The 11,491-nt window shown below is 59.5% G+C and carries 9 protein-coding genes; 7 read left to right on the top strand and 2 right to left on the bottom strand.

Annotated elements, in window-relative coordinates; all coding sequences use genetic code 11:
* The first annotated feature begins 198 nt into the window (after positions 1 to 198).
* From J4D25_RS10950 to J4D25_RS10980, 7 genes are all read left to right on the top strand, one after another.
* Positions 199 to 1,800: an ABC transporter substrate-binding protein gene (locus J4D25_RS10950; protein ID WP_057716446.1), complete on the top strand. Its 1,602-nt coding sequence runs from the start codon at positions 199 to 201 to the stop codon at positions 1,798 to 1,800.
* Positions 1,801 to 1,974: 174 nt separating this feature from the next.
* Entirely contained in the window at positions 1,975 to 3,408 is a 1,434-nt protein-coding gene (locus J4D25_RS10955) for an OprD family porin (protein ID WP_057716447.1), read from the top strand.
* A gap of 78 nt (positions 3,409 to 3,486) precedes the next feature.
* Positions 3,487 to 5,082: an ABC transporter substrate-binding protein gene (locus J4D25_RS10960; protein ID WP_057716448.1), complete on the top strand. Its 1,596-nt coding sequence runs from the start codon at positions 3,487 to 3,489 to the stop codon at positions 5,080 to 5,082.
* A 72-nt stretch (positions 5,083 to 5,154) separates the two neighbouring features.
* Complete coding sequence (locus tag J4D25_RS10965) at positions 5,155 to 6,165, top strand: ABC transporter permease subunit (protein WP_008051717.1); 1,011 nt, start codon at positions 5,155 to 5,157, stop codon at positions 6,163 to 6,165.
* Positions 6,166 to 6,175: 10 nt separating this feature from the next.
* The gene (locus J4D25_RS10970; protein WP_057716449.1) at positions 6,176 to 7,087 is read left to right on the top strand and encodes an ABC transporter permease subunit; all 912 of its coding nucleotides are present in this window, start codon (positions 6,176 to 6,178) and stop codon (positions 7,085 to 7,087) included.
* A 10-nt stretch (positions 7,088 to 7,097) separates the two neighbouring features.
* Positions 7,098 to 8,066 carry an ABC transporter ATP-binding protein gene (locus J4D25_RS10975; RefSeq protein WP_057716450.1) on the top strand — a complete coding sequence of 323 codons (969 nt, stop codon included), beginning with the start codon at positions 7,098 to 7,100 and terminating at the stop codon, positions 8,064 to 8,066.
* Complete coding sequence (locus J4D25_RS10980; protein ID WP_057716451.1) at positions 8,066 to 9,046, top strand: peptide ABC transporter ATP-binding protein; 981 nt, start codon at positions 8,066 to 8,068, stop codon at positions 9,044 to 9,046. The genes J4D25_RS10975 and J4D25_RS10980 overlap by 1 nt, the downstream gene beginning before the upstream one ends.
* Positions 9,047 to 9,241: 195 nt before the next feature.
* On the opposite strand, the gene J4D25_RS10985 is transcribed toward J4D25_RS10980, so the two are convergent.
* Positions 9,242 to 9,496, bottom strand: a complete 255-nt coding sequence (locus tag J4D25_RS10985; RefSeq protein WP_057716452.1) for a hypothetical protein — start codon at positions 9,494 to 9,496, stop codon at positions 9,242 to 9,244.
* A gap of 338 nt (positions 9,497 to 9,834) precedes the next feature.
* Positions 9,835 to 11,418, bottom strand: coding sequence for a peptide chain release factor 3 (locus J4D25_RS10990; protein ID WP_057716453.1), 1,584 nt, complete (start codon positions 11,416 to 11,418; stop codon positions 9,835 to 9,837).
* Positions 11,419 to 11,491: the final 73 nt, after the last annotated feature.

Consider the following 11,491-nt stretch of genomic DNA (forward strand, 5'->3'; position numbering starts at 1 on the left):
ACGCGTTGCCATTTCCTACGAGTCTTTAGGACTCTACGCATTTACTGCCGGACCCGTGGCTCATACCGTCGGGATCTGACCAGTGCACGCGTGGGTCATCGGTTAATGCTGCGCGCATGGCTTGAAATCAGTGATGCCTCTACGTCCGCGGACGGGACGGCGACTCATTGAAAACACTTTGAGAGAGAAGGGAGCGTTATGCGCCATACCTTGGTTTTATCCGCATTGCTGGGCACCGGCCTGTTGGCCGCCACTTCCATCAGCCAGGCCGCCAACAACAGCCTGGTGTTCTGCTCCGAAGGCAGCCCCGCCGGTTTCGACACGGCACAGTACACCACTGCGACCGACAACGACGCCGCCGAGCCGCTGTACAACCGGTTGGCTGAGTTCGAAAAAGGCGCGACCAACGTCGTACCGGGCCTGGCCACGAGCTGGGATATTTCCGAGGACGGCCTCAAATACACGTTTCACCTGCGCGAAGGGGTGAAGTTTCATACCACCAAATACTTCACGCCGACCCGAGACTTCAATGCCGATGACGTGCTGTTCACCTTCAATCGCATGCTCGACCCGCAGCAACCTTTCCGTAAGGCTTATCCGACAGAGTTTCCGTACTTCAACGGCATGAGCCTGAACAAGAACATCGCCAAGGTCGAAAAGACCGGGCCACTGACCGTGGTCTTTACGCTCAATAGCGTGGACGCCGCGTTCATCCAGAACATCGCCATGAGCTTCGCCGCCATCCTTTCGGCCGAATACGCCGACAAGCTGCTGGCCGAAGGCAAGCCGAGCGACATCAACCAGAAGCCGATCGGCACCGGGCCGTTCGTGTTCAAGAGCTACCAGAAAGACTCGAACATCCGTTACACCGGCAACAAGCATTACTGGGCCCCTGACCGGGTCAAGCTCGATAACCTGATTTTCGCCATCAACACCGACGCCTCGGTGCGCGTGCAGAAACTCAAGGCCGGCGAGTGCCAGATCACCCTGCACCCGCGCCCTGCCGATGTGCCCGCACTGAAGAACGACACGGCCCTGCAACTGATCGAAAAGCCCGGTTTCAACCTCGGTTACATCGCCTACAACGTGCGCCACAAACCGTTCGACCAGCTTGAAGTACGCCAGGCGCTGGACATGGCGGTGAACAAGCAAGGCATTCTCAATGCCGTCTACCAGGGCGCGGGGCAACTGGCGGTAAACGCCATGCCGCCGACCCAATGGTCCTACGACGAGACTATCAAGGACGCCGCCTATAACCCGGAAAAAGCCAAGGAATTGCTCAAGGCTGCCGGCGTCAAGGAAGGCACCGAAATCACCCTCTGGGCCATGCCGGTCCAGCGTCCGTACAACCCCAACGCCAAGTTGATGGCCGAGATGCTCCAGGCTGACTGGGCGAAGATCGGCCTCAAGGTCAAGATCGTCAGTTATGAGTGGGGCGAGTACATCAAGCGCACCAAGAATGGCGAACACGACATCAGCCTGATCGGCTGGACCGGCGACAACGGTGACCCGGACAACTGGCTGGGCACGCTCTACAGCTGTGACGCCATTGGCGGCAACAACTACTCGATGTGGTGTGATCCGGCTTACGACAAGCTGATCAAACAGGCCAAGGTCGTCACCGACCGCGACCAGCGCACCCTGCTCTACAAACAGGCGCAGCAATTGCTCAAGCAGCAAGTGCCGATGACGCCAGTCGCCCACTCGACGGTCAACCAGCCGCTAAGCGCCAAAATCGAAGGGTTCAAGGTGAGCCCGTTCGGTCGCAATGTTTTCTCGGGTGTCAGCATAGAAAAATAACCGATTAGCCAGAAATGCCGGAGGGCGGATTTTCCGCCCTCACGCAGACGCTTTGCCGTCTTTTGCCAATTTGGCTGACAGCAAACGTTTGCGATGCCGTGAATGAGTTCTAAACCAATAGCCGGATCACAAAAAAAGACCGGCATAAAAAAAAGAAAGTAAGGAGCTTTACCCATGAAACTGAGCAGCACCGCGTTATTGGCCATGGCCATCAGCAGCGTAACCGCCACGGCTTACGCAGAAACCCAAAGCCAGGCTTTCACCCCGGTTACCGTGAACGAGAAAAGCGCCCAAAGCGAAGCCACCGGCTTTATCGAAGGCCAGTCGATCACCGGCACCACGCGCAACTGGTACGCCAACGAACAACTGCAACGCGGCGCAAAGTTCGCCTACAAGAAAGACGGCGTTTCGACCCCGACCGATCGCCGGATCAACTGGGTCCAGGGCACCATCCTCAAGTACAACTCGGGCTTCACCGAAGGCACCGTTGGCTTCAGCACTGAGGTAGCGGCGTACAACGCCATCGCACTGGACCAGGACCGCAAAGACCTGGCGTCCAACAACGGCGGCGCACCGGGCACTCGTCCAGGCGCGGGCAACAACCGTACCCTGACCAAAGAGGGCGGCGACGCTCAAGGCCAGTGGAGCAAACTGGGCCTGGCCAACGTCAAGGCTCGTGTCTCCAACAGCACCCTGACCGCCGGCCGCATGAACTTCAGCAGCCCGATGGTCGACGTGATCGGTAACCGTGCACTGCCTTCGAGCTTCCAGGGCGTGGCCCTCCACAGCGAAGAGCTGAACAACCTGGCCTTCGACCTGGCCACCTTCGACCGCAACTCACCGCGTACCGAAGAAAGCCAGCGCAAATTCCGCACCGAATACGCAAACGGCATCGTCGAAACCGACCACGTCTACACCGGCGGTATCACCTACAACCCGTTCGCCAGCCTGACCACCAGCCTCTGGGCGACCCAGGCTGAAGATATCTGGAACCAGTACTACTTCGGCGCCTCTCACGTACTGGGCGACAGCCAGGTACTGAGCCTGACCACCGGCCTGAACTACTACAAAACCAAGGAAACCGGTAAAGCCCTGATCGGCGACATCGACAACGACACCTACTCGCTGTCGTTCGGCCTGACCCACCAGGCCCACACCCTGACCTTCTCGTACCAGGAAGTGAACGGTAACGAGTACTTCGACTACCTGCACGAAACCAACGGCATCTACCTGGCCAACTCCCTGTTGTCGGACTTCAACGGCCCGAACGAAAAATCGTTCCAGGTTGCCTACGGTCTGAACATGGCCGAATACGGCGTACCAGGCCTGAAGTTCAACATCTACCAGGCTCGCGGCTGGGGTATCGACGGTACTCACTACACCGGCAACGGCGGCGTGGCAGGCAAGGGTTACGACGGCATCCAGTCCCAGGATGGCGAACACCATTATGAATACGGCATCGGCGCGACCTACGCCGTGCAGAGCGGCCCGCTCAAGGCCACCACGATTCGCGGCACCTACACCGCTCACCGTGCCAGCGAAAACCAGGCTGACGGCAGCATCAACGAGTTCCGCCTCGTGACCACGGTTCCGTTCAACATCCTGTAATGCCCGTGCCGAACGGCTGATTCAGTGACGAATCGGCCGTTCGGCTTTTGTCCTTTAACTGATTGCAGAGGGTTCTTGATGAAAATGCTTCCCCTACGTGCGGCCATCGCGGCCGCGTTGCTCAGTGTCGCTGTCGGTGTTTCGGCCAAGCCCCTGGTGGTTTGCACGGAAGCCAGCCCCGAAGGCTTCGACATGGTCCAGTACACGACTGCAGTCACCGCCGATGCCGTGGCCGAAACCATCTTCAATCGCCTGGCAGACTTCAAGCCCGGCACCACCGACGTGATTCCGGCACTGGCCGACTCCTGGGACATCAGCGAAGACGGCCTGACCTACACGTTCCATCTGCGTAAAGGCGTAAAGTTCCACACCACCGAATACTTCAAGCCGACCCGCGACATGAATGCCGACGACGTGGTCTGGAGCTTCCAGCGTCAGCTGGACCCGAATCATCCGTGGCACAAGCTGTCGAGCGTGGGCTTCCCGTACTTTGAAAGCATGGGCTTCAAGGAACTGCTCAAGAGCGTCGAGAAAGTCGACGACAACACGGTCAAGTTCACCCTGACCCGTCGCGAAGCACCGTTTCTGGCCGACATCGCCATGGCGTTCTCCTCGATCTACTCCGCCGAGTACGCCGACCTGTTGCTCAAAGCGAACAAGACCGGCGACCTGAACAACAAGCCGATCGGCACTGGCCCGTTCGTCTTCCAGCGCTACAACAAGGACGCCCAGGTCCGCTTCAAGGCCAACCCGGACTACTTCCGTGGCAAACCGCCAGCCGATGCGTTGATCCTGGCCATCGCCACCGACAACAACGTGCGCCTGCAGAAGCTCAAGGCCAACGAGTGCCAGGTCGCGCTCTATCCGAAGCCGGATGACATTCCGAGCATCAAGAAAGACGACAAGCTAAAAGTCGATGAACTGAACGCGATGACCGTTTCCTACATCGCCATGAACACCACGCACAAATATATGAGTGATGTGCGGGTGCGCAAAGCCATCGACATCGCCTTCGACAAAGAGGCATACGTCAATGCGTTGTTCGGCAAGGGCAATGCGACCGCCGCGGTCAACCCGTACCCGGACACCCTGCTGGGCTACAACCACAGCCTGAAAAACCCGGCCCGTGATCTGGACAAGGCTCGCGCCCTGCTCAAGGAAGCCGGCGTACCGGAAGGCACCACCTTCACCCTGTTCACCCGCAACGGTGGCGGTCCGACCAACCCGAACCCGATGCTCGGCGCGCAGATGATGCAAGCCGACCTGGCCAAGGTCGGGATCAAGATCGACATCCGTGTGATGGAATGGGGCGAAATGCTCAAACGCGCCAAAAACGGCGAGCACGACATGGTTTCCGCCGGATGGGCGGGTGATAACGGCGACCCGGATAACTTCCTGACGCCTATGCTCAGTTGTGAAGCGGCCAAGAACGGAGAAAACTACGCACGCTGGTGCAATGACAAGTTCCAGGCGCTGCTCGACCAGGCCCGGGAAAAAACCGATCCGGCCGAACGCGCAGCGCTCTACGAACAGGCCCAGGTTATTTTCAACCAGGACCAGCCGTGGATCAGCATGGCGCACACTAGAATGTTTACCGCAATGCGCAACAACGTAGAGGGCTATCACATTAGCCCCCTCACCACGAATAACTTCGCCACCACCCAGGTGAAGTAATAAGAAAACTCCCGGCATTCCTGACCCAGGCATGCCGGGCACGCCTAACCGGCTGATGAGGTACAACACACGATGTTTAGTTTTATTGCCCGCCGACTGGGGTTACTGATCCCCACGTTCTTCGGCATCACCTTGCTGACTTTCGCGTTGATTCGCATGATCCCGGGCGACCCCGTAGAAGTCATGATGGGAGAACGTAGGGTCGATCCAGAAATGCACGCTCAGGCAATGGAACGCCTAGGTCTGAACAAACCCCTGTATGCCCAGTACCTGGATTACATCGGCAAGCTGGCCCACGGCGATCTCGGGGAATCCCTGCGTACCCGTGAAAGCGTGTGGAGCGAATTCACCTCCCTGTTCCCCGCGACCCTGGAACTGTCCATGGCCGCCCTGTTGTTCGCCGGCATCCTGGGCCTTCTGGCCGGGGTGATCGCGGCACTCAAGCGAGGGTCCCTGTTCGACCATGGAGTGATGGGTGTCTCCCTGGCGGGATACTCGATGCCGATTTTCTGGTGGGGCCTGATCCTGATCATGTTCTTCTCGGTAAGTCTGGGCTGGACCCCGGTATCCGGGCGCATCGACCTGCTGTATGACATCGAGCCACGCACCGGCTTCATGCTGATCGATACGCTGCTGGCCGACGAGCCGGACGCCTTCTTCGACGCCCTGCACCACCTGATCCTGCCGGCCATTGTGCTCGGCACCATTCCGCTGGCAGTGATCGCGCGGATGACCCGTTCATCGATGCTCGAAGTGCTGCGTGAAGACTACATCCGCACCGCCAAGGCCAAAGGTTTGTCGCCGGCACGCGTGGTGTTCGTACACGGCCTGCGCAACGCTCTGATCCCGGTACTCACCGTGGTCGGCCTGCAAGTCGGCACCCTGCTGGCCGGTGCGGTCCTGACCGAAACCATCTTCTCGTGGCCCGGCATCGGCAAATGGCTGATCGAAGCCATTGGCGCCCGGGATTATCCCGTTGTGCAAAACGGCATCCTGTTAATCGCCTGCCTGGTGATTGTGGTCAACTTCGTAGTGGACATCCTCTACGGCTTTGCCAACCCACGCATCCGTCATCAGCGCTGAGATCATGACCATGACCACTCCAATTCCATCGGTAGCAGTCGATCAAAGCCTGCTGTACCCGTCTCCGTACAAAGAATTCTGGCAAGCGTTTTCCAAGAACAAAGGTGCCGTCGCTGGCCTGATGTTCATGCTGCTGGTGATTTTCTGCGCCATCTTCGCCCCGTGGGTTGCCCCTCACGACCCGAGCGAGCAATACCGTGATTTCCTGCTGACCCCGCCGGCCTGGCTGGAAGGTGGACAGATGCAGTTCCTGCTCGGCACCGACGAACTGGGTCGCGACCTGCTGTCGCGCCTGATCCAGGGCTCGCGCCTATCGTTGCTGATCGGTTTGTCGTCGGTGGTGATGTCGCTGATCCCGGGGATCCTGCTGGGTCTGTTCGCCGGGTTCTTCCCGCGCATACTTGGCCCGAGCATCATGCGTCTGATGGACATCATGCTGGCCCTGCCGTCCCTGCTGCTGGCCGTGGCGATCGTCGCCATCCTCGGCCCTGGCCTGATCAATACCGTGATCGCCATCGCCGTGGTGTCCTTGCCGTCCTACGTTCGTCTGACCCGCGCTGCGGTGATGGGCGAACTGAACCGCGACTACGTGACCGCCGCGCGCCTGGCCGGTGCCGGTCTGCCGCGCCTGATGTTCGTCACCGTGCTGCCTAATTGCATGGCGCCGCTGATCGTTCAGGCCACCCTGAGCTTCTCCTCGGCGATCCTCGATGCCGCCGCACTGGGCTTCCTCGGCCTTGGCGTACAACCGCCAACCCCTGAGTGGGGCACCATGCTGGCTTCGGCCCGCGACTACATCGAACGCGCCTGGTGGGTAGTGAGCCTGCCTGGTCTGACCATTTTGCTCAGCGTGCTGGCAATCAACCTGATGGGCGACGGCCTGCGCGATGCGCTGGACCCGAAACTCAAGAACGCCGCCTGAGGAGATTCCCATGTCACTGCTAGAAATCAAGAATCTCAATGTTCGCTTCGGCGACAAAAACGCCACGCCAGTCGTCGATGGCCTCGACCTGCAAGTGGACAAGGGCGAAGTGCTGGCCATCGTTGGCGAGTCCGGTTCCGGCAAGTCCGTGACCATGATGGCGCTGATGGGCCTGATCGAGCATCCGGGGATCGTCACCGCTGACGCCCTGAATTTCGACGGCAAGAACATGCTCAAGCTCAACAATCGCCAGCGTCGCCAGATCGTCGGTAAAGACCTGTCCATGGTCTTCCAGGATCCGATGACTGCCCTGAACCCGAGCTACACCGTCGGTTTCCAGATTGAAGAAGTGCTGCGCCTGCACCTGAAAATGTCCGGCAAGGCTGCCCGCAAGCGCGCCATCGAACTGCTGGAAAAAGTTGAAATCCCGGGTGCCGCCAGCCGTATGGACGCCTACCCGCATCAACTGTCCGGTGGCATGAGCCAACGTGTCGCGATTGCCATGGCGATTGCCGGCGAACCGAAACTGCTGATCGCCGACGAACCGACCACGGCGCTGGACGTAACCATCCAGGCGCAAATCATGGACCTGCTGCTGGCGTTGCAGAAAGAGCAGAACATGGGCCTGGTGCTGATCACCCACGACCTCGCCGTCGTGGCCGAAACCGCCCAGCGCGTGTGCGTGATGTACGCCGGCCAGGCGGTCGAAGTCGGCCAGGTGCCGCAACTGTTCGACATTCCGGCACACCCGTACAGCGAAGCGTTGCTCAAGGCAATTCCGGAACACAGCCTGGGTGCCTCGCGCCTGTCGACCCTGCCGGGCATCGTTCCCGGTCGCTACGACCGCCCGCAAGGTTGCCTGCTGTCGCCACGCTGCCCGTACGTGAAAGACAACTGCCGTCAACAACGTCCGGCCCTTGACCAGAAAAGCAACAGCCTCGCTCGCTGCTTCTACCCGCTGAACCAGGAGGTGGCGTAATGGCCGTCGTTCTTACCGCCCGCGACCTGACCCGTCACTACGAGGTGTCCCGAGGCCTGTTCAAGGGTCACGCCACCGTGCGCGCCCTCAACGGCGTGTCGTTCGAACTGGAAGCCGGCAAGACCCTCGCTGTCGTAGGCGAGTCGGGTTGCGGCAAATCCACCCTGGCCCGTGCCCTGACCCTGATCGAAGAGCCGTCCTCCGGCTCCTTGAAAATTGCCGGGCAGGAAGTCGCCGGTGCCGACAAGGCCCAGCGCAAGCAACTGCGCAAAGACGTGCAGATGGTGTTCCAGAGCCCGTACGCCTCGTTGAACCCTCGGCAGAAAGTCGGTGATCAGCTTGCAGAGCCGTTATTGATCAACACCAACCTGAGCGCCGCGGAACGTCGCGAGAAAGTCCAGGCGATGATGAAGCAGGTGGGCTTGCGTCCCGAGCACTATCAGCGTTATCCGCACATGTTCTCCGGTGGTCAGCGCCAGCGGATCGCCCTGGCCCGCGCGATGATGCTGCAACCGAAAGTGCTGGTGGCGGACGAACCGACCTCGGCACTGGACGTGTCGATTCAGGCACAGGTGCTCAACCTGTTCATGGATTTGCAGCAAGAGTTCAACACCGCCTATGTGTTCATCTCCCACAACCTGGCAGTGGTACGCCACGTTGCCGACCATGTGATGGTGATGTATCTCGGTCGCCCGGTGGAAATGGGCACGAAAGAGGACATTTACTCCCGACCTCTGCACCCCTACACCCAGGCGCTGCTGTCGGCGACGCCGGCCATCCACCCGGATCCGGACAAGCCGAAAATCAAGATCGTAGGCGAATTGCCCAACCCGCTGAACCCGCCGTCCGGCTGCGCCTTCCACAAGCGCTGCCCGTACGCCACCGAGCGTTGCAGCACTGAAGAGCCGGCCCTGCGCCTGATCGCCGGCCGCCAGGTGGCTTGCCACTACGCCGAGCAATTCCTCGACGGCGCGGCATAAAAATGTGGGAGCGGGCTTGCTCGCGAAGGCGTCATTCCAGTCAACCTCAAAGTCGACTGACAGATCGCTTTCGCGAGCAAGCCCGCTCCCACAGGGATTGAGTAGCTCAAGTAATTACGCGTTAACCAAACCCCTTCTGCCTCGAATGCGCATCACTCAGGTAGAAGGGGTTTTCTTTTGCCTGCAATAGAGCGACTACGTCTGGCTGTCGCCCTCTTCCTCATCGGAGTCCGGTTCGTCGGTGGTCGAGTCATCGTCGTTGTCCGCACCGCCCTGCCCCTGATCTCCCGGTTCCGATTCAGACTTGGCAATCATCAACCCCGCATAACCCGCCTGCCCGCTCGAAGCCTGCTCCCCGTGATCGATACACTCGGCCCACGCCGTCGAAGCTCCGAGCGAGAGCATCACCATCACCTTCAACAGCAGTAAAACGCGAAACAACCTGTTCATAGCCGATTCCTTCCTTTCGTTGAGTGCCTGTCTGGTGCTGAGTCAAATCTAGTTCCGATCAGCCGGGTTCTCCAGATTGGACGCTATCTGGCAGGGGAAAATGCAGCGGGTTTGGAGACTGGTTTGGAATAGGGGTTATTCACAACTCAACTAACACCGAAGCCCCCTGTTGGAGCGAGCCTGCTCGCGATGGATGCTAGCGATGACGCGCTCTGTCTGGATAAATACAGCACGGCTGGAATCATCGCGAGCAAGCTCGCTCCTACAGGGAATTGCGCCAGGCAACAAAAAGCCCCGCAGCTTTCGCAACGGGGCTTTTGGATTTTGCAACTCAGCGCTTAATGATGCTCACGGGTCGCACGGAATTTCACGTCCGGCCAGCGCTCTTCCATCAGGGCCAGGTTGACCCGCGTCGGTGCGAGGTAGGTCAGGTGACCACCGCCGTCCAGCGCCAGGTTTTCCACAGCCTTGTTGGAGAATTCCTCAAGCTTCTTCTTGTCGCTGCATTCGATCCAGCGCGCAGAGTAAACAGTGATCGGCTCGTAGGAGCACTCGACCTTGTATTCCTCTTTCAAACGGCTGGCGACCACATCGAACTGCAGCACACCGACGGCGCCGAGGATGATGTCGTTGCTGCGTTCCGGGAAAAACACCTGGGTCGCGCCTTCTTCGGCCAGTTGTTGCAGGCCCTGGCGCAGTTGCTTGGATTTCAGCGGATCTTTCAGGCGTACGCGACGGAACAGTTCCGGGGCGAAGTGTGGAATGCCGGTGAAACCCAGGACTTCGCCTTCGCTGAAGGTGTCGCCGATCTGGATGGTGCCGTGGTTGTGCAGGCCGATGATGTCGCCGGCAAACGCTTCTTCCAGTTGCTCACGCTCGGAGGAGAAGAAGGTCAGCGCGTCGCCGATCCGCACGTCCTTGCCGGTGCGCACGTGGCGCATCTTCATGCCTTTTTCGTACTTGCCGGAGCAGATACGCATGAAGGCGATGCGGTCGCGGTGTTTCGGGTCCATGTTCGCCTGGATCTTGAAGATGAAACCCGAGAACTTCTCTTCCACCGGCTCCACGGTGCGCTCGTTGGCCACGCGTGCCAGTGGACGCGGCGCCCAATCAACGACGGCGTCGAGGACGTGGTCGACACCGAAGTTGCCCAGTGCCGTACCGAAGAACACCGGAGTCAGTTGACCGTCGAGGAACTCCTGCTGGTTGAACTCGTGGCAGGCGCCCTGCACCAGTTCCAGCTGCTCGATGAAACGTTCGTACTCGTCACCCAGGTGGGCGCGGGCTTCATCGGAGTCGAGCTTCTCGATGATCCTGGTTTCGGTGCGTTCGTGGCCGTGACCGGCGGTGTACACGATGATGTAGTCATCGGCGAGGTGATACACGCCTTTGAAGTCACGGTAGCAACCAATCGGCCAGGTGATCGGCGCAGCCTTGATCTTGAGGACGGCTTCGATTTCGTCGAGCAGTTCGATCGGGTCGCGGATGTCACGGTCGAGTTTGTTGATGAAACTGACGATCGGCGTGTCACGCAGACGGCAGACGTCCATCAGGGCGATGGTCCGAGGCTCTACACCTTTACCGCCGTCGAGAACCATCAACGCCGAGTCCACCGCCGTCAGGGTGCGATAGGTATCTTCGGAGAAGTCTTCGTGGCCCGGGGTGTCGAGCAGGTTGATCATGTGTTCGCGATACGGGAACTGCATGACCGACGTGGTAATGGAGATACCCCGCTGCTTTTCCATTTCCATCCAGTCGGAGGTGGCATGGCGATCGGATTTACGAGATTTCACCGTACCGGCTACCGCAATCGCCTTGCCCATCAGCAGGAGCTTCTCGGTGATGGTGGTCTTACCGGCATCGGGGTGGGAAATAATGGCGAAAGTGCGGCGTTTCGCGACTTCGGCGGCCTGTTTGGTCATGGGAAATCGCCTGGCAGGTGATTCAAAAAAGGGCGCAGATTATAGCCCAAGTTGATCCAAGAACCGAACCGTT

Source organism: Pseudomonas sp. GW456-L13 (assembly GCF_017350115.1).
GTDB lineage: Bacteria > Pseudomonadota > Gammaproteobacteria > Pseudomonadales > Pseudomonadaceae > Aquipseudomonas > Aquipseudomonas jessenii.

Excerpts from the sequence above, each read along its gene's own strand:
- J4D25_RS10955 (WP_057716447.1), top strand. The coding sequence starts at position 1,975 with ATGAAACTGAGCAGCACCGCGTTATTGGCCATGGCCATCAGCAGCGTA.
- J4D25_RS10950 (WP_057716446.1), top strand. The coding sequence starts at position 199 with ATGCGCCATACCTTGGTTTTATCCGCATTGCTGGGCACCGGCCTGTTG.
- J4D25_RS10960 (WP_057716448.1), top strand. The coding sequence starts at position 3,487 with ATGAAAATGCTTCCCCTACGTGCGGCCATCGCGGCCGCGTTGCTCAGT.
- J4D25_RS10985 (WP_057716452.1), bottom strand. The coding sequence starts at position 9,496 with ATGAACAGGTTGTTTCGCGTTTTACTGCTGTTGAAGGTGATGGTGATG.
- J4D25_RS10990 (WP_057716453.1), bottom strand. The coding sequence starts at position 11,418 with ATGACCAAACAGGCCGCCGAAGTCGCGAAACGCCGCACTTTCGCCATT.
- J4D25_RS10970 (WP_057716449.1), top strand. The coding sequence starts at position 6,176 with ATGACCACTCCAATTCCATCGGTAGCAGTCGATCAAAGCCTGCTGTAC.
- J4D25_RS10980 (WP_057716451.1), top strand. The coding sequence starts at position 8,066 with ATGGCCGTCGTTCTTACCGCCCGCGACCTGACCCGTCACTACGAGGTG.
- J4D25_RS10975 (WP_057716450.1), top strand. The coding sequence starts at position 7,098 with ATGTCACTGCTAGAAATCAAGAATCTCAATGTTCGCTTCGGCGACAAA.
- J4D25_RS10965 (WP_008051717.1), top strand. The coding sequence starts at position 5,155 with ATGTTTAGTTTTATTGCCCGCCGACTGGGGTTACTGATCCCCACGTTC.